This window comes from Streptomyces sp. NPDC059679 (genome assembly GCF_042734105.1).
Taxonomy (GTDB): domain Bacteria; phylum Actinomycetota; class Actinomycetes; order Streptomycetales; family Streptomycetaceae; genus Streptomyces.
In genome coordinates this window covers 36,906-57,444 of sequence record NZ_JBHWES010000044.1, presented here as the reverse complement: position 1 = coordinate 57,444, position 20,539 = coordinate 36,906, and the positions used below count along the sequence as shown (strand labels likewise).

The window sequence follows — 20,539 nt, the reverse complement described above, 5'->3', positions numbered from 1 at the left end:
CCGAAAACCGCTCGACGCCGCCCCTCTGACCTGCGAGCCTCCCGCCATGAGCGACATGAGTGACATGAGTGATACGAACGGCCGACCGGCCGCCGACGGCTACGAGATATCCACCGACCCCTCCCGCCTCGACGCGGCCCGTATCCACCACTGGCTGTCCACCGACGCCTACTGGGCGCTGGGCCGCACCCGCGAGAAGCAGGACCGCGCCATCGCCGGCTCGCTCAACTTCGGCGCGTACGACACGGCCTCGGGCGCCCAGGTCGCGTACGCCCGGGTCGTCACCGACCACGCCACCTTCGCCTGGCTGTGCGATGTCTACGTCGACCGGTCCGCGCGCGGGACGGGCCTTGGCACCACGCTCGTCACGGCCGTCCGCGATCACCTGGAGCCCTTCGGGCTGCGGCGCATCCTGCTTGCCACGTTCGACGCCCACGGCGTCTACGAGAAGATCGGCTTCTCGCTCCTGGACGACCCGGAGCACTGGATGGCCCTGCGCTTCCCCGGCGGGGACGCGCCTGGAAGGTGACGCGGGCGGGCCGCGGGCCGGTCAGTGGCCGCTGCGCTGGTCCACTGCCTCCACTGCCTCCCGCGGCCCCTCGGAGACATCAGCTGGGGCGGGCGGCTCGGCGGGCTTGCGACGGCCGGTCAGCCGCATGGCGAGGGGCTGGGTGTAGCGGGCGGTGAGCGGGCCGAGGATCACCAGGATCAGTACGTACGCCGTGGCCAGCGGCCCCAGCTCCGGTTCGATACCGGCCGTGACGGCGAGTCCGGCGATGACAATGGAGAACTCGCCCCGGGCGACCAGGGTGCCGCCCGCGCGCCAGCGGCCCTTGACGGAGATCCCGGCGCGCTTCGCCGCCCAGTAGCCGGTGGCGACCTTCGTACAGGCGGTGACGGCGGCCAGCGCGAGGGCGGGCAGCAGGACCGGCGGGATGCTCGCGGGGTCGGTGTGCAGGCCGAAGAAGACGAAGAACACGGCCGCGAACAGATCCCGTAGCGGGCTGAGCAGGTTGTGCGCGCCCTCGGCCGCCTCCCCGGACAGCGCGATGCCGACCAGGAACGCGCCCACGGCCGCCGACACCTGGAGTTGCTGGGCGATCCCGGCGATCAGCAGGGTCAGCCCCAGCACCACCAGCAGCAGCTTCTCCGGGTCGTCGCTGGAGACGAAGCGCGAGATGAGCCGGCCGTAGCGCACGGCCAGGAAGAGGACCAGACCGGCCACGCCGAGCGCGATGGCCAGCGTGAGGCTGCCCGCCGCCACGCTCACCCCCGCCAGCAGGGCGGTGATGATCGGCAGATAGACGGCCATGGCCAGGTCTTCGAGGACCAGGATGGACAGGATGACCGGGGTCTCGCGGTTGCCGAGGCGGCCCAGGTCGCCCAGGACCTTGGCGATGACGCCGGACGAGGAGATCCAGGTGACCCCGGCCAGCACCACCGCGGCCACCGGGCCCCAGCCCATCAGCAGCGCCATGGCGGCGCCGGGCAGGGCGTTGAGCGTGGCGTCGACCAGCCCGGCCGGGTACTGGGTCTTGAGATTGCTGACCAGATCGCTGGCGGTGTACTCGAGCCCGAGCATGAGCAGCAGCAGGATCACGCCGATCTCGGCGCCGATCGCCACGAACTCCTCACTGGCCCCCAGCGGCAGCAGACCGCCTTCGCCGAAGGCGAGACCGGCCAGCAGATACAGCGGGATCGGGGAGAACTGAAAACGTCCGGCCAGCCGGCCCAGCAGCCCCAGGCCCAGGATGACCGCACCGAACTCGATCAGGAAAAGAGCGGAGGAGTGCATCGATCACTCCCGCCCGAGTATCGCCGCGGCCGTCTCCACGCCTTCGCGGGTGCCGATCACGATCAGGGTGTCGCCGCCGGCCAGCCGGAAGTCCGGCGTCGGGGAGGGGATCGCTTCCGCGCGGCGCAGCACCGCCACGATCGAGGCGCCGGTCTCGGTGCGCATCCGCGTCTCGCCCAGCACCCGCCCGTTCCAGTACGAGACCGACGACAGCTCGACGCGCTCGGCCACCAGCCCCAGCTCGGTCGTGGACAGCAGCGCCGGGCTGTGGTGGGAGGGCATCAGCGCGTCGATGACCGCCTCTGCCTCCTTCGCCGTCAGCCGCACCGACATGGCGCACTCGTCGGGATCGTCCTCGTGATACGAGCTCAGGGTCCGCCCGCCGTCGCGATGCGCGACCACCGACAGCCGGCGGTGCTCTCGCGTGGTGAGGTCGTAACGGACACCGATTCCGGGCAACGGCGTGCTGCTGATCCGCGGAGCGCCCACGGCCATCCTTCCGTCGTATGTGCCACTTACCGGTGGACGTACGGCGGCCGGTGTTCGGCCGGTGACGTCCTCCCACACCCTATCGAATGGCAAAGAATTGGTAATGGGCCGGGTCAGAGGGCTGGTCAAGCGGGGCCCTGACGCGGCTCAGGCCCAGGTGCGGGAGCACAGCACCAGGCGGTAGCCGTCCGGGTCGGCGATCGTCACACCGTGCTCGTCCCAGTACGGGTTGTGTGCCGGAACACGGGTACCGCCGGCCGCGACCAGGCGGTCGATCAGGGACTCGTCCACCGGCTTGCCGAGGTAGACGACGAACAGGTCGTCCACCGTCGGGGTCGGCTCCAGCGGCCGCTCCGGGGCGTGCGTCAGCTCGAAATGCCAGGCGGCGCCGGGCGGGCCGACCATCAGCAGGTCGTGCTCGCCCGGCAGGAGCTCGGTGGTGCGCCACAGGACGGCCAGGCCGAGGCCGTCCACGTAGAAGCGTTCGGCGGCGGCGAGGTCCCGCGAGGGCCGGGCCAGCCGGACTGGGACGGTGGAGTCGATCACGCTGAGACCTCCAGGGCAGCCCGCCAGACGGGGCTGTCGACGTAGTGGTTGTCGAACCGCTCCGCGGAGGCGGCGATCTCCTTCGCGTCGGCCTCGCCACGCATCACCCGGCCGAGCAGGCGCAGGTAGTCGAACCGGCCCATGCCCGGCGTGAACACGGACAGCACGTCCGCCTCACAGCCGGGCGCCGCGGCGAAGGCGTGCGGGGTGTGGGGCGGCACGGCCAGGAAGTCGCCCGCCTCCAGGACGGTGACCTCCTCACCCACCAGCACCTGGAGGGACCCGCTGATCACGAAGAACAGTTCCGTCGCCTTGGTGTGGAAGTGGGCGGGCGCGCCCACGGCTCCCTTGGCGAATGTGGACCGGTAGCTGGTGAAGCCGCCGGTGGTGCTGTCCGAGTCGGAGAGCAGCGTCATCACACTGCTGGGGTCGGCACAGGTCTCGGCCTCGGCGTGACGGGTCAGTACCGGCCGCCCGCCGGTCACTGCGATCTTCATGTCGTGCCCTTTCCGGGGGGTAGGGGAGCTGTGGGAAGTCGAGAGGGCCTTGAGCTCTCCGGATCAGGGAGGCCCTTGTGCGGTTGTGCAGGGTGTGTGTCAACCGAAGATCACGGTGGGTTCGCCGGTGTACCAGGTGTTGTCGATGCGAAGCCGACGGATGACCCAGCGGTCGCCGTCGCGGACCAGGTCGACGTCGTAGGGGTTCTTCAGCAGCGCGTGTGTGGTGGGGTCGGCGATGAGCAGGTGCTGGGCTTCCACCAGGGCGGTGAACCGGGCGGTGTCGCCATCGATCGTGATCCGCGTGTTGGTGATCTGGTGTGTGGTGTCCACCCGGCCGGTGAACATGGCGAGAATGGTGGTGACGATGGTGTCGCGCCCGGACATCAGCGGCGGCTTGGCTCCCCACTTGGAGGCGGCGGGGCGGAAGTCCAGCTCGGCGTCGGCGGCGAAGGCCGAGGCGAACAGCTCCTTGTCCTTGAGGTCCTGGCCCAGGCCGAAGCGGTAGAGCGCATCGGTGATCTCCGCCCGGTCCCTGAGTTCCGCGACGGCCCCGGCGGTGTCGTGCGCGGGGGTGGTCAGGGCGCGGTCGCGGGTGACGTACATGATGTTCTCCTGTGCGGGTGAGGTGGCCTTTCAACGCCTCTGATCCTGCTGCGGTCCGGATAGGGCATCAATGCGCACCTGCGCAACGATCGTGAAGCCTCGATTAACGATGGGAGGGTGCGGGGATGCTGGAGCGGCACGAGCTGGAGGCGTTCCTGACGCTCGCCGAGGAGCTGCACTTCGGCCGCACCGCCGAGCGGCTGCACGTCTCAACGGCCCGGGTCAGCCAGACCATCGCCAAACTGGAGCGCCGAATCGGCGTCCCGTTGTTCAACCGCACCAGCCGCCGGGTGGAGCTGTCCCTGGTGGGACGACAACTGTATGAAGAGACACGCCCAGCCTGGTCCCGGATCACCGACGCGTTCGAGCGGGCCGTCGACGCGGGGCGGGGGCTGACCGGGCTGCTGCGGGTCGCTTTCACCGGGCCGGCGGCGGGCCAGCTGCTGATCGGGGCCACGCAGGCGTTCCGCACCCGGCACCCCGACTGCGAGGCCCAGATCAAAGAGGCGCACCTGCCGGAAGTCCTGCCGTGGCTGCGCAGCGGCGAGGTGGACATCGCGCTGACCTCCCATCCGATGCACGAGGAGGGCATCGTCATGGGGCCGGTCCTGGTGCGGGAGGCACGCATGCTCGCCGTGCCGACAGGGCATCCGTTCGCCCGCCGCGCAACCGTCTCCGTCGAAGATCTGGCTCGCGTGACCGTGCTGCAGATTCCCGAGACGCTGCCGCAATCCCTGCGCGAGGACCGCGCGCCGTGCCGGACCCCCGCTGGGAGACCGATCGCACTCGGTCCGTCGGCCATCACGTTCAACGAGACGCTGACGCTCGTGGGCGCCGGGGAGGGGGTCTTCGCCGTCGGCGCCCACACCAGGCGCTACTTCGCCCGCCCCGACGTCGTCTACGTGCCCTTCGTGGACGCCGCACCAGTGGACTGGGGCCTGGTATGGCCCGCCGACGGTGCGACAGCCCGCGTTCGTGCCTTCAGCGAGGCAGCACTCAACCTGGTGCAGGCACCTGCGCCGAACCCCTGACCGTCGCCGACGGCCCGCACGTCATCCGGGCGCGGCGCCGCCCTGTTCGCGTTCTTCGCCGGCATGGCCGAGTCCGAACGCGGATACACCCGGGAGAAGTCCCTCGAAGGCCAGGCACTGTTTGACGCGTATCCGGGCCACACCCCGAAAGGGGCTGTGCCTGATGGGCACGTACGCGCTTCCCGACCTGCCGTACGACTACGCGGCGCTGGAGCCGGCCATCACCGGCGTGTGTTTCTTTGGGGAACTCGGGCGGGCTCCGCCGCGACTACTGGGACGGACACCCGCCCCACCCCAAGGAACCCGCATGTCACGGATACGACCCAGCACGCCCCGGCCCGCCGCCGCACTCGCGGGAGCCCTCTGTCTGGCCGCCGTGGCCTGCGGCGGCCCGGCCCAGGGCCCGGACACCTCCCCGGGGGCGGGCGGCGCCCGGGCCGGCTACCCCGTGACCCTGGAGAACTGCGGGCGGACCACCACCTACCGCGAGCCGCCCAGCCGGGTGGTCGTGATGAACGGCGCCTCGGTGGCCGAGGTGTCCTCCCTGCTCGCCCTCGGTCTCGGCGACCGCGTGGTGGCCAACGCACAGTCCTACGGAATGTCCGAGGTCAAGGGCCGGGCGCGGGCGATCGCGCAGCTGCCGGCCCGCGGCATCGACCAGGGGGGTGCCACCGACATCCCGCGCGAGACGATGCTCGGCCTGCGCCCCGACGCCGTGCTGTCCACCACCTCGTACGGCTTCCGGGCGGAGAACGGCTTCGCCACCCGCGACGACCTCGCCTCGACCGGCGCCAACACCTATATCTCCCCCGCGGGCTGTGACGACGACCCCTCCCGGATGCGGATCGCGGACAGCTACCGGCTGCTGACCGACCTGGGCCGGATCTTCCACGTGGACGACCGCGCGCGACGGCTGATCGCGGCCTCCCGGCAGAAGATCGACGCCGTCGCGGCCAAGGTGAAGGGCCGGAAACGGCCCCGGGTCATGGTGCTGTTCTCCAACATGTCCATGGGGTCGAACGACTTCAGCGCCATCGCGGCCAACGGCATCTGGAACGACATCCTGGCCAAGGCCGGCGGCTCCAACGCCTTCTCCTCCGCCACCCGGAACACCTTCGCGGACCTCAGTAAGGAGAAGGTCGCCGCCGAGCCCGTCGACGCGCTCGTCGTCGTCAGCTACCAGGACCATGACCCGGAGGGATACGCGCGCAAGCTGCTGCGGCAGTTCCCGCAGTGGCCGGCCGCCAAGGCAGGGCGCTTCATCGTCCTGTCGGACTCCATGTACCTGGGGCCCAGCAACGACATCGCCGTCGACCGGATCGCCCGGATGCTCCACCCCGACGCCTTCCCGGCTGCCCGATGACAGGCCACCCGATGACAGGCCGCCCGATGAAGCGCCGCCTGAGCACCGCGGCGGTCCTGCTCGCCATGACCGCCCTGCTCGCCCTGGCCATGATGGTCGCGATCAGCGTCGGCGCCGTCAACGTACCGCTGGGCGACGTCTGGCGGATCGTCCTCGGCCGGCTCCTGGACGGCCAGGTGGCGGCCGGTGACCTGGCCCTCGACCAGATCGTGTGGAACTTCCGCACCCCGCGCGTCGTCCTGGCAGCCCTGGTGGGCACCGGCCTGGCCGTGTCCGGGGTGGTCCTCCAGGCCGTGGTCGCCAATCCGCTCGCCGACCCGTACGTCCTGGGCGTCTCGTCCGGCGCCTCGCTCGGCGCCGTACTCGCCTTCACCCTGGCCGGTGGCGCGCTCGGCGGGCTCGGCGTGTCCTCGGCGGCCTTCCTCGGCGCCGCCGCGGCGATGGCCCTGGTCTTCGTCCTCGGTCGGCGCGCGGGGCGGCTGGCCCCCACCCGGCTGGTGCTGGCGGGCGTCGCCGTCGGCTACGTACTGCTCGCCGCCACCAGCTATCTGCAACTGCGCGCCACCCCCGCCGAGTTGCGCGCCGTGATGTTCTGGACGCTGGGCAGCGTGGCCGGTGCCCGCTGGGACCAACTGCCCGTCGTCGCCACCGTCGTCCTCACCACCACCGCCGCGCTCGCCCTGCTCGCCGGACGGCTCAACGCCCTGCTCGCCGGGGACGAGTCCGCCACCGCGCTCGGCGTCGACGTACACCGGCTGCGGGCCGTGCTGCTGGTCCTCGCCTCGCTGCTCACCGGTACGGTCATCGCCGTCGCCGGGGGCATCGGCTTCGTCGGCCTGATGATCCCCCACCTCGTACGGCTCGCCTTCGGCGCCGACCACCGCAGGCTGCTGCCGCTGGCCGCGGTGACCGGCGCGCTCTACATGGTCCTGGTCGACCTGCTCTCGCGCACCCTCACCCGGCCCAACGAACTCCCCCTCGGCATCCTCACCGCGCTCTTCGGCGCGCCCTTCTTCCTGTGGCTGCTGCGCCGCAACACCAGCCTCGACTGAACGACAGGACCGGCATATGGAACTCACCGTGGACGGGCTGCACATCGCCCTGGACCGGCAACCGATCCTGCGCGATGTGACCCTCAAGGCCCACCCGGGCGACGTCGTCGGCCTCGTCGGGCCCAACGGCAGCGGCAAGTCCACCCTGCTGCGCGCCGTCTACCGCTCACTGCGCCCCGACCGGGGCGCGGTGTACGTCGGCGGGGACGACGTATGGGCCCTGTCCGCCCGCACCGCCGCCCGCCGCACCGCCGCGGTGCTCCAGGACTCCGGCGGCGGCCCGGCCGGGCTGTCCGTACGGGAGGTGGTGGCGCTGGGCCGCACCCCGCACCACGGCCTGCTCGGCCGCGACGGCCCCGAGGACCACCAGGCCGTGGACGAGGCACTGGACCGGTGCGGGGCCCGGCCGCTGGCCGACCGGGACATCACCTCCCTGTCCGGCGGCGAACGCCAGCGGGTGCTGCTCGCCCGCGCCCTCGCCCAGCGCCCGGGGCTGCTGGTGCTCGACGAGCTCACCAACCACCTCGACATCCGGGCCCGCTTCGAACTCCTGGAGCTGATCCGCGCCACCGGTACGACCACCCTCGCCGTCCTGCACGATCTGGACCTCGCCGTACGGCTCTGCGACCGGCTGGTGGTGCTGCACGGTGGCGCGGTGGTCGCCGCGGGGCCGGTGCCGGACACCCTCACTCCCGATCTGCTCCGTGAGGTGTTCGGCGTGGCCGCCACCGCGGAGCGCCACGCCGACGGCGTCGTACGCATCACCTACGCGGCCCGGCCGCTCGCCCCCTCCTGAGGCGGTGTGCGTTACGCGGGAAGCGGCTCGTCGGCGAGGTAGGGCGGCGCCGGTTCGTACTGGATATAGCGGCGGACCGTGCGCGCGTGGTCCCGGCCGTGGAGGCGGCCGACGAGCCACAGCGCCATGTCGATCCCGGCCGAAACGCCCTGGCTGGTGACCAGATCGCCGTCGACCACATAGCGCGCGTCGCGCACCACCGTGACCTCGCCGCGGGACTCCAGAGCGTCCTCGAAAGCGTGGTGGGTGGCCACCCGGCGACCGCGCGCCGGGCCGGCCTCGTGCAGCAGCAGCGCCCCGGTGCACACGCTGGTGGTCCACCCGACGTGCGCCGAGGTCTTGCGGATCCAGTCGATGACGGCGGGGTTGGACACCTCGCGGCGGGTGCCCATGCCCCCGGGCACCAGCAGGACGTCCAGCGGCGGATGGTCGTCCAGCGTGTGGTCCGGCAGCACCCGCATGCCCTTGTTGCAGCGGACCGGGTCGGGCCGTTCGGCGATGAGCACCGCGGTGTCGGCGTGGTCGCGCAGCATCGACGAGACGGTGAACACCTCCCAGGGGCCGACGAAGTCGAGCTCCTCCGCCCCGTCGAACACCAGCAGGCCGTATGTGGTCATGCGTACTCCCTCGTGGATCGGAAACGTTCCCGGTAATCGGACGGCGAGATCCCGGCATGGCGGTGGAAGGCGCGGCGCAGGGTCTCGGCGGTGCCGAAGCCGTACCGCCGGGCGATGGCCTCGACCGGGTCCCCGCCCTCGACGAGCGCGCGCTGCGCCGCCTCGACCCGCACCCGCTCCACATAGACCGCGGGCGGCGTGCCGAGCTCGGCGGTGAACCTGCGCTGCAGATGGCGTGTGCTCAGCCCGGCACACCCGGCCAGATCCGCGACCGTGTGCCGGGCGCCCGGGTCGGCGTGGATCGCCGACACCACGGCGCGGATCGAGTCGGTGGCCGGCTGCGCCGCCCACAGCCCCACGCTGAACTGGGACTGGCTGCCGGGACGGCGCAGGAACAACACCAGCTCCCGGGCCACGGTGTGTGCCGCCTCCCGCCCCAGATCCGCCTCCACCAGGGCGAGCGCGAGATCCATCCCGGCGGTCACGCCCGCCGAGGTCCACACCCGGCCGTCCCGGACGAAGATGGGGTCGCAGTCGACCCGCACCTCCGGGTGTTCGCGGACCAGTTGCTCCTCGCGGCCCCAGTGGGTGGTGACCCGCAGCCCGTCCACGAGCCCGGCGGCGGCCAGCAGGAACACCCCGCTGCACACGGAGGTGATCCGCCGGGCGCCGGCCGCGGCCGCCGCGATCCAGCCGATCAGCTCCGGATCGTGACGGGCCCGGTCCACCCCTCGGCCGCCCGCCACCACCAGGGTGTCGATCCCGCCGGGGTCGAGATCGGCCACCCCGTGCGCGGCGTGCACCGGCAGCCCGCTGGACGACCGTACGGGGCCCGGGCGGGGAGCCACGATCCGGCAGGAGTAGCCGCCCGCGAGCTGGTTCGCGAGCTGGTCCGCGTGCTGGAACACCTCGAGCGGACCGGCCAGGTCGAGCGACTGGAACCCCTCGTAGATCACGAAGACGACATGTCGGGTCACCCCTCCAGCCTGCGGTCTGTCCCGGATGGCGGCAACGACACACACCCCACACATCGCGCCACAGATCCCACACCCCGGAACGGCGACCGGGGGCCGCCCACCGAATTCCAGCCGATCTAGCATGCCCGGATGAACTTCCGGCTCACGCTGATCGCCTCCGCCCGCAGCACCTCCCGGCTCGCCGAGCGCTTCGACGACGACCGGCCGCTCGACCCCGGGGGCTGGCGCGAGGTCGAACGCGTGGCGCCCACGCTGCTTCCGCTGGCCGCCGCGGAGCTGCGCTACTGCTCGCCGTCGGCGCGCAGCCGGGAGACCGGCGACATCCTCGGCTTCATGCCGCTCGCCCAGCCCGCCCTGCGCGACTGCGACATGGGCCGCTGGCGCGGCCGCACCCTGGAGGAGGTGATGATGCGCGAGCCCAGAGCGGTCGACGCCTGGCTCGCCGACCCGGGCAGCGCACCGCACGGCGGCGAATCGCTGTTCGCGTTCATCAACCGTGTGGGCGCCTGGATGGACACCCGGCCCGTCGAGCGCGATGGCCGGATGCTCGCCGTCGCCGACCCCGGCGTGATACGGGCGGCCGTGACGTACGCGATGAAGGCGCCGCCGCACTGCTACTGGAACGTCGACGTACTCCCGCTGTCCACCATCACGCTGACCGGCGGGGCCGGGAAGTGGCGGCTGTGTGTGGACCGCGAAGCGCAGCTGTAGAAACGCGCCGTTTCAAGGGCGCGCCGCGCGGTCTACACAGCGGAAACGTCGCGGTTACGGAATGTCGGTATTGATCGCGTAGGTTCCAGGTACACGTCCTCGACGAAGAGGGAATCCACCCCACCCGATCGTCTGGAGGACATCCGTTGCGCGCACCGTATCCCCGACCCCCGGCGCCCCACTGGCTGACCCACCCCCTGCACGGTGCGCGGGGGCTGCGCGGACCGGTGCCCTGGGCGGCGGTGGCGCGCGGCGCGCTCGGTGTGGGGCCGGTGCTGGCGGCCCTGGTAGCCGCGGGGCAGACCTCCGCCGGGGTGACCGCGGGCCTCGGCGCGATGTTCGCGCACATCAACGACCGGCCCGCCACCCGCGCAACCCGTCTGGTGCGCATCGGCCTCCCCGCCCTGGCCGGGGCCGTGGGCATGGTCACCGGGGCGTGGCTGGGCACCCTCGGACTCGGCGCCTGGATCGCGCTCGCCCTGGCGGCGGTCGGCCTGGTGTCCGGCGCGATCAGCGCGATCGGGCCGGTCTGCTCCTCGGCCGGGGTCCAGTTGATGGTGGTGTGCGTGGTCGGGGCGGGCATGCCCGCCCCTGAGCCCCCGCCGGTCCGGGCCGGGCTACTGCTCGCCGGCGCCGCGTGGGTGCTGGTCATGTCGTGGCTGCTGCCGCTGATGGGCCGTTTCTGCGGCTCGGTTCGCCGCCGGGCAGGGCTGCCCGACGAACGGCGCGCGGTGGCCGCCGTCTACGACGCGCTCGCCGACCTGATGGCGGCGGTCGGCACCGAGCGAGGCCAGGCGGCCCGGCGCCGGCTGACCGCCGCGTACGACGCCGCCTACGAATCGCTCTACGGACACCGGGTCCCGCTCCTCCGCCCCGACGCCGGTCTGCGGCGGCTGCGCGACCTGCTGGCGGTGGCCGGGGCGCTGAGCGAAACGGCGGTGACGCTGATGTGGGAGGGCGAGCCACTGCCCGCCCGAGTGGCGCGGACCCCCGCGCTGCTGGCCCGCTCGGCGCGTACCGGCCGCCCGCCCGGCCCGCTTCCCGCGCCCGCACCGCACACCGCCGGCGGCCTGGCCGCACACCGTGCGGTGCTGCTCGCCGCCCGCGTCTTCGACGGCGAACCCGCCCCCGCGGTCGGCGCGGTCGGGCCCGGCCCCCGGCAACGGCTGCGCCGGGCGCTCGGCCCGGCGGGCCGGGAGTACGCGGCCCGGGTGGCGCTGTGCGTGGGGGCCGCCACCGCGCTGGCCAAGTCGCTGCCGGGCGAGCACTGGTACTGGCTCCCCGCCACCGCCGCCTTCCTGGTCAAGCCCGACATGGGCCCCCTGGTGTCACGGGCCGTCTCCCGGGCGTTCGGCACCGCCGTCGGCGTGGCCGTGTTCGCCGGGCTCGCCGCGCTGCTCGGCCCGCTCGCGGAGGCGGACGACGAGGTGTGGCCGGTGGCCGTCGCCGCGGTGTGCTCGGCGCTGATCCCGGTGTCCGTACGCCACTTCGCGCTGCAGACGGCGGTGCTCACCCCCCTGCTGCTGTCCCTGGTGTACCTCGGCGGCGACCGTGGCGCGGAGTACGCACGGCTCGCGGACACGCTGCTGGCCTGCGCGGTGGTGCTGGCGGCCGGGGTGCTGCCGGGGCTCGGCGGCCCGCGCGCCCAGGTGTCCGTACGGCTCTCGCTCGCGGTCCGCGCCACCCGCGACCACCTGGACCGGGTGCTGGCGGCCGACGCGCCCTACGAGGTACGGCTGCGGCTGCGCCGCGAGGCGTACCGAGCCCTGGCCGATGCCCGCCGCGCGGTGGAGGTGGCCGGGGCCGAACATCCGCCGTTCGGGCGCGACCTGGCGGCGTGGGCCCCGGTGGTCGCGGCGCTCGAGGAGATCGTGGACGCGGCGACGGCGTGCGGGGTCCGGCTGGACCACGGTGCGCCGCCCCCGGACGCGAACCTGGCGGACCGGCTGCGGGCCGTCCTGTCGGACCTGGCCGACGCGGTCGCCGCCCGCCGCCCGCCCGCCGACCTGCCGCTGCCCGCCGGGGCGTCGCTCACCGTCCCCCAGCTAGCGCTGGGCGGTGCCCCCTGCGCGACACTCGCCGACGTCATCGCCGGCCTGCACCGCGCCCGGCACCTCGCCGGGTCCCGCTCGTAGCATCTCGACCATGAACCGGACGGCGAATCTCGTACTCATCAGCGGCAGCCTGCGCGAAGGCTCCACCAACACGGCGGTGGTGCGCACCCTGTCCGGGCTGCTCGGCGACCGGGCCCGCCCGCTGGAGTACCGCGGCATGGCGGCCCTGCCGCACTTCAACCCGGACGACGACATCGAGCCGCTGCCCGCGGAGGTGGCCCGGCTGCGCCAGGTGGTCGCCGAGGCCGACGCGGTGTTGTTCTGCACACCCGAATACGCGGGGGATCTGCCCGGCTCGTTCAAGAACCTGCTGGACTGGACGGTCGGCGGGACGGAGATCGTCGACAAGCCGGTGGGCTGGATCAACGCCTCCTCGTCCGCCACCGGGGCCGAGGGCGCCCACCGCGCCCTGCGCACGGTCCTCGGGTACACGGGAGCGCGCCTGGTCGAGGAGGCGTGTACGCGGGTGCCGGTGCCCCGGACCGCCGTCGACGCCGCGACCGGTACCGTCACGGACCCCGAGGTGCGCGAGGCCATCGCCGAGGTCGCTCATGCGCTCATGGACCGCGCCGCCGCGTCCTAACCGGCGTCCCGTTCCCCCCTGGCAGCGAATTCCCCCGTGGTGGCGAACCGCTCGACGGCGTCCGCGTACGGCCCGGGGTCGAACCCCCGCGCGCGTACCCACTCCGGGTCCAGATGGGTGTTCCGGTACGGCTCGGCGTGGTCGCCGACGAGGCTGACCACGCTGCCCCGCGCCCCCGCCGCGCGCATCCGCGACACGAGGTGGCATACGCCCCACAGACCGGTGCCGGCCGCCGGACCGGCCGGGACACCGGCCGTGTCGTGGAGCCACCGCAGGGCCGCGATGGACGCGCCGTCCGGGACCGGGATCACCAGGTCGATCACGCTCGGCAGAAAGCCGGGCTCGGTGCGGGGGCGGCCGATGCCGGGGATCCGGGAGGGCATGCCGGTGGCGTAGTCGCGGCAGTCGCTCGCCCATGCGGGGAAGTAGGCGGAGTTCTCCGGATCCACCACGGCCAGCCGGGTGGGGTGGCCATGGTGCCGCAGATGGCGGCCGATCGAGGCCGAGGTGGCGCCGGTTCCGGCGCCCGTCACGATCCATGCGGGCACCGGGTGCGGCTCCGCGCGCAGCTGCTCGAAGATCTCGTCGGCGATCGTCGGCTCGCCGCATTCGGCCAGGGCCGGTCCGGCGTCGGTGAAGTGGTCCAGGAAGTGTCCGCCCAGCCGCTCGGCCAGCGCGCGGGCCTCCTGCTGCGCCGCGGCCGGCGGCTGTTCGGCCGGCTGCCACCGGCCGCCCTCCCGCTCGATACGGACCAGGGTGTCCGCCGGGGTCTTCGCGGGTACGACGGCGCGGAACGAAAGGCCGAGCAGCCGCGCGAAGTGGGCCCCCGCGACGGCGACCGCGCCGCCGGTGGCGGCGACCACCGTGGTCTCCGCCGTGATCCGGCCGCTCGCGATCGCCCGGCAGAACATGGCCCGTACCAGGCGGTGTTTCACGCTGCCGGTGGGGTGCGCGGACTCGTCCTTGAGATAGACCTTGATGTCACGCAGCGCGGGCAGCGGGAGCGGACGGAGGGGGGTCGGGCCGTGCGCGCGGCCTTCCGCGTGGAGGCGCCGGACCGCGTCCGCCGCCCAGGCGTTGGGGTGCTCCGAGGTCATGGGCACCGACCCTACCCAGGGGGGCCGGGCGCGTTGTCGGTGCCGTATGGCATCGTCGAAGGCGTCAAGTGCACTGCGTAACAGGGGGTTCGGACGTGACGGTGACGCTGGAGGGCGAGCGGCTGGCCGAGGTGGCGCGGCGGCTCAGGGACGCGGACACCGGAGGGTGGCGGCAGCCCGCGCTGCGGGCGCTGGTCTCGTCGCTCGGATGGGAGTGGCGCGAGGCCGCGGGGGACGCGGGCGAGGCGTGGCTGCGGCCGACGGGGCGGCACGAGTCGGACTTCGTGCATGACGGCGAGGAGTTCGTCGGGCTCCATGTGCCGGTCGAGCTGGTGGCGGGCGGGGCCGCAGCCAGGGCGGACAGCTTCCGCAGGGCGGCGGAGACGCTGACGGCGGCGTTCGGGCGCGCGTCCATCATGGGGGCGTACGGGGACCTCGGGCCGTTCTACGAGTCCACGCCGGTGTGGGGGAGCCCGTTTCTGCGGTGGCGCGGAAAGCCCGACACTCTGGAGCTGCGCGCGGGGGAGCGGGGGCCGGAGCTGCTGCTCCAGCCGACCGACCCGGCGGAGAACTGGTTCTGGCGGCAGGGCCACGGCGAGGCCCACGCGCTCGGCGGCTTCTTCGGCTCCCGCCGGGTCTCGGCCAACGGGGGTCTGGGCTTCCCCGGTTACTGGCAGACGGACGACTGGGACGTGTACACGACCGCGCTGAGCGAGTTCCTGGGCTCGCTCCCGGCCGAGACCAGCGCTCTGGGCATCGGTCTTGACCTCGGCATCCACGCGCTGGTGCCGGGCACCTACGGGCCGGTCGTCTTCCATATCGTCTGCGGCGACCAGTTGGAGATCGTCTACAGCACGGAGGAGCTGGACGGCGCGGGCTCCGGCACCGACCCGGCCTCCCTGGGCTGGATCCCGGAGGCCACCACGCCCGCGCGGCTCTCCCACTGGATCGACTGGACGCACCACTCCGGTGTCTTCGGCCCGGATGACACCGACGGCCCCCGGCTGGCCCGGTTGCTCGTCGACACCCTCCGCGGCCTGGGCGTGCCGTCGCCGAAGGACCTGAGCCTTTCGGACCACGCCCAGACCGTGGACGACTACCAGGTGGACTTCTACGGGCTGACGCTGCGCGAGAACCCGTAAGGACACGGCCGTTCAGGGTGCGGTGGTGAACACGAGCGAGGTGTTGTGGCCGCCGAAGCCGAAGGAGTTGGTGAGCGCCGCGGCCGGCGCCGCGCCTCGTCGGGGCTGCCCCGTGACCACGTCGAGCTTGACCCGTGGGTCGAGGGCGTCGACGTTCTGGGTCGCGGGGATCACCCCGTCGCGCACCGCGAGGATCGCGGCGAGCGCGCCCACCGCCCCCGCCGCGCCGAAGAGGTGGCCGGTCATGGACTTGGTCGCGGTCACGGACGGATGGACGCCGATGGCCTCGGCGATCGACTCGGCCTCGGCGAGATCGCCCATGGGCGTGGAGGTCGCATGGGCGTGGATGTGCTCGATCGCCAGCGGGGTCAGCCCCGCGGCGGCCAAGGCCATACGCATGGCGCGGACTTGACCCTCGGGGCTCGCTGCGGTGATGTGGTGGGCGTCCGAGGTGACCCCGGCCCCGGCGAGCGCCGCATGGGCGCGGGCCGCCCGGGCGGCGGCGAACTCGGCGCGCTCCAGGACGACCATGGCCGCCCCCTCGCCGATGACGAAGCCGTCGCGGTCGACGTCGAAGGGCCGGGACGCCTGCTCGGGTTCGTCATTGCGCGTAGAGTGCGCCCTGGCCTGGGCGAACCCGGCAAGCACCAGGGGGTTGACGCAGGCCTCGGTGCCGCCGGCGACGACCACGTCGGCCCGGCCGAGGCGGATCAGGTCCAAGCCCAGCGCGATGGCCTCGGCTCCCGAGGCGCAGGCGCTGACCGGGGCGTGGGCGCCGCCGCGCGCGCCGAGTTCGATGCTGATCAAGGCGGCGGGGCCGTTCGCCATCAGCATGGGGACGGAGTGCGGGGACATCCGCCGCATCCCGGAGGAGTCCATGATGTCGTTCTGGCGGAGCATGGTCAGCGTGCCCCCGGTGCCCGTGCCGATGGCCACGGCCAGCCGCTCCGGCTCTACCTCGGGGGCGCCCGCGTCGGCCCATGCCTCGCGGGCGGCGATCAGCGCGATCTGCTGGCAGCGGTCCATCTTCCGGGCCTGCACCCGGTCCAGGACCTCGGACGGGTCGACCGCCAGCCGGCCCGCGATCCGTACGGGCGCGTCGAGAGCCCAGTCCTCCTCGATCCTGCTGATCCCGGATTTCCCCGTCAGCATCCCGGACCATGTGGAGGCCACATCCCCGCCGAGCGGTGTGGTGGCCCCGAGACCGGTGACCACCACCTGGTCGGTGTCAGCGCGCATCGAAACTACCCCCGTGTAGTGGACACACAACTCCCGCATACAGTGCGGGAGGAGATCGACTTGTCGGCCACTCTGTCAGGGTGATTCCACCCGGATAGATGTTGTGATCCCAGCAGCCCGGCATCGGGATTTTGGAGGGATCGGCTATTGAAGACCAATTCGGTGACCGGAGAAGCACGGAGCGTGAAAAAGGGACCGCCCCGGCCGGACGGGTGTCCAACCGGGGCGGTATAGGGCCGGAGGCGGCGGGCCGCCGGATCAGCCGAGGGTGGCGATGGCCTGGTTGAAGGTCGCCGACGGACGCATCACGGCGGCGGCCTTGGCCGGGTCGGGCTGGTAGTAGCCGCCGATGTCGGCGGGCTCACCCTGGACCGCGATCAGCTCGTCGACGATCGTCTGCTCCTGGGCGGTCAGCGTCTCGGCGAGCGGGGCGAATGCCTTGGCCAGGTCCGCGTCGTCGGTCTGCTTGGCCAGCTCCTGCGCCCAGTACAGCGACAGATAGAAGTGGCTGCCGCGGTTGTCGATGCCACCGACCCGGCGGCTGGGCGACTTGTCCTCGTTGAGGAAGGTGGCGGTGGCCCGGTCGAGGGTGTCGGCGAGCACCTGGGCCCGCGCGTTGCCGGTGGTCTTCGCGTACTGCTCGAGGGACGGCACCAGCGCGAAGAACTCGCCCAGCGAGTCCCAGCGCAGGTAGTTCTCCTTGACCAGCTGCTGGACGTGCTTGGGCGCGGAGCCGCCGGCGCCCGTCTCGAACAGACCGCCGCCCGCCATCAGCGGGACGACCGACAGCATCTTGGCGCTGGTGCCCAGCTCCAGGATCGGGAACAGGTCGGTCAGGTAGTCGCGCAGCACATTGCCGGTGACCGAGATGGTGTTCTCGCCGCGGCGGATCCGCTCCAGGGAGAACTTGGTCGCCTCGACCGGGGCCATGATCTCGATCCGCAGGCCCTCGGTGTCGTGCTCCGGCAGGTACGCCTTGACCTTCTCGATCAGCTGGGCGTCGTGGGCGCGGTTCTCGTCGAGCCAGAAGACCGCCGGGTCGCCGGTGGCGCGGGCGCGGGTGACGGCGAGCTTGACCCAGTCGCGGATCGGCGCGTCCTTGGACTGGCACATCCGGAAGATGTCACCGGCGCCGACGACCTGCTCCAGGACCACGTTGCCGGCCTCGTCGAGGACGCGGACGGTGCCCGTGGTGGGGATCTCGAAGGTCTTGTCGTGGCTGCCGTACTCCTCGGCCTTCTGCGCCATCAGACCGACGTTGGGGACCGATCCGATGGTGGCGGGGTCCAGGGCGCCGTTGGCCCGGCAGTCGTCGATGACGGCCTGGTAGACACCGGCGTAGCTGCTGTCGGGGAGGACGGCGAGGGTGTCGGCCTCCTGGCCGTCGGGGCCCCACATGTGGCCGGAGGTGCGGATCATGGCCGGCATGGAGGCGTCGACGATGACGTCGGAGGGGACGTGCAGATTGGTGATGCCGCGGTCGGAGTCGACCATCGCCAGGCGGGGGCCCTCGGCCAGCTCGGCCTCGAAGGACTCCTTGATCTTGGCGCCCTCGGGCAGCGACTCCACGCCCTTGAGGATGCCGCCGAGCCCGTCGTTGGGGGTCAGCCCGGCCGCGGCGAACACCTCGCCGTACGCGGCGAAGGTCTTCGGGAAGAAGGCCCGCACCCCGTGGCCGAAGACGATCGGGTCGGAGACCTTCATCATCGTGGCCTTCAGGTGCAGCGAGAACAGCACGTCCTCGGCCTTGGCGCGGGCCACCTGCGCGGTGAGGAACTCACGCAGCGCCGCCACCCGCATCACGGACGCGTCCACGACCTCGCCCGCCAGCACGGGTACCGACTCGCGCAGCACGGTGGTCGAGCCGTCGTCGCCCGCCAGCTCGATGCGCAGCGAACCGGCATCGGAGATCACCGCGGACTTCTCGGTGGAGCGGAAGTCGTCGACGCCCATGGTGGCCACGTTGGTCTTCGAGTCGGAGGACCAGGCGCCCATGCGGTGCGGATGCGTCTTGGCGTAGTTCTTGACCGACGCGGGGGCGCGGCGGTCGGAGTTGCCCTCGCGCAGCACCGGGTTGACGGCGGAGCCCTTGACCTTGTCGTAGCGGGCGCGGATCTCGCGCTCCTCGTCGGTCTTGGGGTCGTCCGGGTAGTCCGGCAGCGCGTAGCCCTGCTGCTGCAGCTCGGCGACCGCGGCCTTCAGCTGCGGGATCGAGGCCGAGATGTTCGGCAGCTTGATGATGTTGGCCTCGGGCGTCCTGGCCAGCTCGCCGAGCTCGGTGAGGGCGTCGGGGATCCGCAGGCCCTCCTCCAGGTACTCGGGGAAGACGGCGATGATACGCCCGGCCAGCGAGATGTCACGGGTTTCCACAGTGACACCGGCCGTCGACGCGTAGGCCTGGACCACCGGCAGGAACGAATACGTCGCCAGGGCCGGGGCCTCGTCGGTGTGCGTATAGATGATGGTCGAGTCAGTCACCGGGTGCTCCGCTCCACGTCTGCAACATTGCTCGACATCAAGATATCTCGTCATCGGCCCCCTCCACTCGTGGGCCCTTCGAATGGGCCCTCGAAAGCGTCATTGCATAAAGCTTCGGCCGCCCGTATAGTCATGCCATCAAGAGGGAGGTATCGATGGCGGTACGTGCGGCGGTGGCCGGAGCGAGTGGATACGCGGGCGGCGAGGTGCTGCGCCTGCTGCTCGCCCACCCCCAGGTCGAGATAGGCACCCTGACCGGAAACTCCAACGCCGGCCAGCGCCTCGGAGCCCTGCAGCCACACCTCCTCCCGCTGGCCGACCGGATCCTCGCGCCCACCGACGCCGACGCCCTGACCGGGCACGACGTGGTGTTCCTCGCGCTGCCGCACGGCCAGTCCGCCGCCGTCGCGCAGCAGCTCGGCGACGAGGTCCTGATCATCGACTGCGGAGCCGACTTCCGGCTCGAGGACGCGGGGGACTGGGAGAGGTTCTACGGCTCGCCGCACGCGGGCACCTGGCCCTACGGCCTCCCCGAACTGCCCGGGGCCCGCGATGCGCTGGAGGGGTCCAAGCGCGTCGCGGTCCCAGGCTGCTACCCGACCGCCGTCTCGCTCGCGCTCTTCCCGGCGTACGCGGCGGGGCTGGTCGAGCCCGAGGCCGTGATCGTCGCCGCCTCCGGCACCTCCGGCGCCGGCAAGGCGCCCAAACCGCATCTGCTGGGCAGCGAGGTCATGGGCGCCATGAGCCCGTACGGCGTCGGCGGCGGCCACCGGCACACCCCCGAGATGATCCAGAACCTCTCGGCGGCGGCGGGCGAGCCGGTCTCGGTCTCCTTCACCCCCACCCTCGCCCCCATGTCCCGCGGCATCCTCGCCACCTGCAGCGCCAAGGCCCGGCCCGGGGTGACGGCCGAGTCCGTCCGCGCCGCGTACGAGAAGGCGCTCCAGGACGAGCCGTTCGTCCACCTCCTCCCCGAGGGACAGTGGCCGTCCACCGCCGCCGTATACGGGTCGAACGCCGCGCTGATCCAGGTCGCCCACGACGCGGCGGCGGGCCGGGTCATCGCCATCAGCGCCATCGACAACCTCACCAAGGGCACCGCCGGCGGCGCGGTCCAGAGCATGAACGTCGCGCTCGGCCTCCCGGAGGAGCTGGGGCTCCCCGTCACCGGAATCGCGCCATGAGCGCCGCACATCACCCGACGGGTCCCCACGCCGGGGCGAACAAGGAGTCACAGTGAGCGACGCGCGCACGGCAGCCGGGCCGCAGTCGAAAGCGAAAGCCGCACCTCTGCGCCGTGCGGGCGGAGAAGCGAACAAGGAGTCACAGTGAGCGACGCGCGCACGGCAGCCGGGCCGCAGTCGAAAGCGAAAGCCGCACCTCTGCGCCGTGCGGGCGGAGAAGCG

Annotated in this window: 20 protein-coding genes; 10 read left to right on the top strand and 10 right to left on the bottom strand. The window is 72.5% G+C overall.

The window, feature by feature from the left end; translation table 11 throughout:
- The first annotated feature begins 55 nt into the window (after positions 1-55).
- Positions 56-529: a GNAT family N-acetyltransferase gene (locus ACFV2X_RS35295; RefSeq protein ID WP_385624670.1), complete on the top strand. Its 474-nt coding sequence runs from the start codon at positions 56-58 to the stop codon at positions 527-529.
- A 21-nt stretch (positions 530-550) separates the two neighbouring features.
- On the opposite strand, the gene ACFV2X_RS35290 is transcribed toward ACFV2X_RS35295, so the two are convergent.
- The 5 genes from ACFV2X_RS35290 to ACFV2X_RS35270 all read right to left on the bottom strand — a co-directional run bounded on the left by ACFV2X_RS35290 (position 551) and on the right by ACFV2X_RS35270 (position 3,933).
- Positions 551-1,795, bottom strand: a complete 1,245-nt coding sequence (locus tag ACFV2X_RS35290; RefSeq protein WP_385624576.1) for a cation:proton antiporter — start codon at positions 1,793-1,795, stop codon at positions 551-553.
- A 3-nt stretch (positions 1,796-1,798) separates the two neighbouring features.
- Complete coding sequence (locus ACFV2X_RS35285; RefSeq protein ID WP_014175103.1) at positions 1,799-2,290, bottom strand: cation:proton antiporter regulatory subunit; 492 nt, start codon at positions 2,288-2,290, stop codon at positions 1,799-1,801.
- A gap of 141 nt (positions 2,291-2,431) precedes the next feature.
- Complete coding sequence (locus ACFV2X_RS35280; protein WP_385624574.1) at positions 2,432-2,830, bottom strand: VOC family protein; 399 nt, start codon at positions 2,828-2,830, stop codon at positions 2,432-2,434.
- Positions 2,827-3,327, bottom strand: coding sequence for a cupin domain-containing protein (locus ACFV2X_RS35275; RefSeq protein ID WP_385624571.1), 501 nt, complete (start codon positions 3,325-3,327; stop codon positions 2,827-2,829). The genes ACFV2X_RS35280 and ACFV2X_RS35275 overlap by 4 nt, the downstream gene beginning before the upstream one ends.
- Before the next feature lie 99 nt (positions 3,328-3,426).
- Positions 3,427-3,933, bottom strand: a complete 507-nt coding sequence (locus ACFV2X_RS35270) for a nuclear transport factor 2 family protein (RefSeq protein ID WP_385624569.1) — start codon at positions 3,931-3,933, stop codon at positions 3,427-3,429.
- A 125-nt stretch (positions 3,934-4,058) separates the two neighbouring features.
- Here ACFV2X_RS35270 and ACFV2X_RS35265 point away from each other — a divergent pair, with 125 nt between their 5' ends.
- The 4 genes from ACFV2X_RS35265 (at position 4,059) to ACFV2X_RS35250 (ending at position 8,175) form a co-directional block, all read left to right on the top strand.
- Positions 4,059-4,964, top strand: coding sequence for a LysR family transcriptional regulator (locus ACFV2X_RS35265; RefSeq protein ID WP_385624567.1), 906 nt, complete (start codon positions 4,059-4,061; stop codon positions 4,962-4,964).
- 307 nt (positions 4,965-5,271) lie between these two features.
- On the top strand, positions 5,272-6,327 hold the full coding sequence (locus tag ACFV2X_RS35260) for an ABC transporter substrate-binding protein (RefSeq protein WP_385624564.1): 1,056 nt from the start codon (positions 5,272-5,274) through the stop codon (positions 6,325-6,327).
- A gap of 89 nt (positions 6,328-6,416) precedes the next feature.
- Positions 6,417-7,379, top strand: coding sequence for a FecCD family ABC transporter permease (locus ACFV2X_RS35255; RefSeq protein WP_385624667.1), 963 nt, complete (start codon positions 6,417-6,419; stop codon positions 7,377-7,379).
- Positions 7,380-7,395: 16 nt separating this feature from the next.
- On the top strand, positions 7,396-8,175 hold the full coding sequence (locus tag ACFV2X_RS35250) for an ABC transporter ATP-binding protein (RefSeq protein WP_385624561.1): 780 nt from the start codon (positions 7,396-7,398) through the stop codon (positions 8,173-8,175).
- 11 nt (positions 8,176-8,186) lie between these two features.
- On the opposite strand, the gene ACFV2X_RS35245 is transcribed toward ACFV2X_RS35250, so the two are convergent.
- Complete coding sequence (locus ACFV2X_RS35245; protein ID WP_385624558.1) at positions 8,187-8,792, bottom strand: DJ-1/PfpI family protein; 606 nt, start codon at positions 8,790-8,792, stop codon at positions 8,187-8,189.
- Positions 8,789-9,823, bottom strand: a complete 1,035-nt coding sequence (locus ACFV2X_RS35240; protein WP_385624556.1) for a GlxA family transcriptional regulator — start codon at positions 9,821-9,823, stop codon at positions 8,789-8,791. The genes ACFV2X_RS35245 and ACFV2X_RS35240 overlap by 4 nt, the downstream gene beginning before the upstream one ends.
- Before the next feature lie 75 nt (positions 9,824-9,898).
- Between ACFV2X_RS35240 and ACFV2X_RS35235 the strand changes: the two genes are divergently transcribed.
- From ACFV2X_RS35235 to ACFV2X_RS35225, 3 genes are all read left to right on the top strand, one after another.
- Entirely contained in the window at positions 9,899-10,480 is a 582-nt protein-coding gene (locus tag ACFV2X_RS35235; RefSeq protein WP_385624554.1) for a histidine phosphatase family protein, read from the top strand.
- A 146-nt stretch (positions 10,481-10,626) separates the two neighbouring features.
- On the top strand, positions 10,627-12,615 hold the full coding sequence (locus tag ACFV2X_RS35230) for an FUSC family protein (protein WP_385624551.1): 1,989 nt from the start codon (positions 10,627-10,629) through the stop codon (positions 12,613-12,615).
- A gap of 10 nt (positions 12,616-12,625) precedes the next feature.
- Entirely contained in the window at positions 12,626-13,177 is a 552-nt protein-coding gene (locus tag ACFV2X_RS35225) for an NADPH-dependent FMN reductase (RefSeq protein ID WP_385624548.1), read from the top strand.
- On the opposite strand, the gene ACFV2X_RS35220 is transcribed toward ACFV2X_RS35225, so the two are convergent.
- Positions 13,174-14,274 carry a pyridoxal-phosphate dependent enzyme gene (locus ACFV2X_RS35220; protein ID WP_385624545.1) on the bottom strand — a complete coding sequence of 367 codons (1,101 nt, stop codon included), beginning with the start codon at positions 14,272-14,274 and terminating at the stop codon, positions 13,174-13,176. The genes ACFV2X_RS35225 and ACFV2X_RS35220 overlap by 4 nt on opposite strands.
- Positions 14,275-14,369: 95 nt before the next feature.
- On the opposite strand from ACFV2X_RS35220, the gene ACFV2X_RS35215 reads away from it, so the two are divergent.
- Positions 14,370-15,416: a hypothetical protein gene (locus ACFV2X_RS35215; RefSeq protein ID WP_385624542.1), complete on the top strand. Its 1,047-nt coding sequence runs from the start codon at positions 14,370-14,372 to the stop codon at positions 15,414-15,416.
- Positions 15,417-15,428: 12 nt separating this feature from the next.
- Here ACFV2X_RS35215 and ACFV2X_RS35210 read toward each other — a convergent pair whose 3' ends face one another.
- Positions 15,429-16,655, bottom strand: coding sequence for a beta-ketoacyl-[acyl-carrier-protein] synthase family protein (locus ACFV2X_RS35210; RefSeq protein WP_385624540.1), 1,227 nt, complete (start codon positions 16,653-16,655; stop codon positions 15,429-15,431).
- A gap of 258 nt (positions 16,656-16,913) precedes the next feature.
- Complete coding sequence (locus tag ACFV2X_RS35205) at positions 16,914-19,133, bottom strand: NADP-dependent isocitrate dehydrogenase (protein WP_385624538.1); 2,220 nt, start codon at positions 19,131-19,133, stop codon at positions 16,914-16,916.
- A 155-nt stretch (positions 19,134-19,288) separates the two neighbouring features.
- Between ACFV2X_RS35205 and argC the strand changes: the two genes are divergently transcribed.
- A complete protein-coding gene (argC, locus tag ACFV2X_RS35200; RefSeq protein ID WP_385624536.1) occupies positions 19,289-20,317 on the top strand; it encodes an N-acetyl-gamma-glutamyl-phosphate reductase in 1,029 nt (342 codons plus the stop codon).
- Positions 20,318-20,539: the final 222 nt, after the last annotated feature.

Coding starts and splice junctions, on each gene's coding strand:
- ACFV2X_RS35250 (WP_385624561.1), top strand. CDS start 7,396: ATGGAACTCACCGTGGACGGGCTGCACATCGCCCTGGACCGGCAACCG.
- ACFV2X_RS35255 (WP_385624667.1), top strand. CDS start 6,417: ATGATGGTCGCGATCAGCGTCGGCGCCGTCAACGTACCGCTGGGCGAC.
- ACFV2X_RS35290 (WP_385624576.1), bottom strand. CDS start 1,795: ATGCACTCCTCCGCTCTTTTCCTGATCGAGTTCGGTGCGGTCATCCTG.
- ACFV2X_RS35210 (WP_385624540.1), bottom strand. CDS start 16,655: ATGCGCGCTGACACCGACCAGGTGGTGGTCACCGGTCTCGGGGCCACC.
- ACFV2X_RS35245 (WP_385624558.1), bottom strand. CDS start 8,792: ATGACCACATACGGCCTGCTGGTGTTCGACGGGGCGGAGGAGCTCGAC.
- ACFV2X_RS35260 (WP_385624564.1), top strand. CDS start 5,272: ATGTCACGGATACGACCCAGCACGCCCCGGCCCGCCGCCGCACTCGCG.
- ACFV2X_RS35235 (WP_385624554.1), top strand. CDS start 9,899: ATGAACTTCCGGCTCACGCTGATCGCCTCCGCCCGCAGCACCTCCCGG.
- ACFV2X_RS35275 (WP_385624571.1), bottom strand. CDS start 3,327: ATGAAGATCGCAGTGACCGGCGGGCGGCCGGTACTGACCCGTCACGCC.
- ACFV2X_RS35220 (WP_385624545.1), bottom strand. CDS start 14,274: ATGACCTCGGAGCACCCCAACGCCTGGGCGGCGGACGCGGTCCGGCGC.
- ACFV2X_RS35265 (WP_385624567.1), top strand. CDS start 4,059: ATGCTGGAGCGGCACGAGCTGGAGGCGTTCCTGACGCTCGCCGAGGAG.
- ACFV2X_RS35295 (WP_385624670.1), top strand. CDS start 56: ATGAGTGACATGAGTGATACGAACGGCCGACCGGCCGCCGACGGCTAC.
- ACFV2X_RS35285 (WP_014175103.1), bottom strand. CDS start 2,290: ATGGCCGTGGGCGCTCCGCGGATCAGCAGCACGCCGTTGCCCGGAATC.
- argC (WP_385624536.1), top strand. CDS start 19,289: ATGGCGGTACGTGCGGCGGTGGCCGGAGCGAGTGGATACGCGGGCGGC.
- ACFV2X_RS35270 (WP_385624569.1), bottom strand. CDS start 3,933: ATGTACGTCACCCGCGACCGCGCCCTGACCACCCCCGCGCACGACACC.
- ACFV2X_RS35240 (WP_385624556.1), bottom strand. CDS start 9,823: ATGTGTGGGGTGTGTGTCGTTGCCGCCATCCGGGACAGACCGCAGGCT.
- ACFV2X_RS35225 (WP_385624548.1), top strand. CDS start 12,626: ATGAACCGGACGGCGAATCTCGTACTCATCAGCGGCAGCCTGCGCGAA.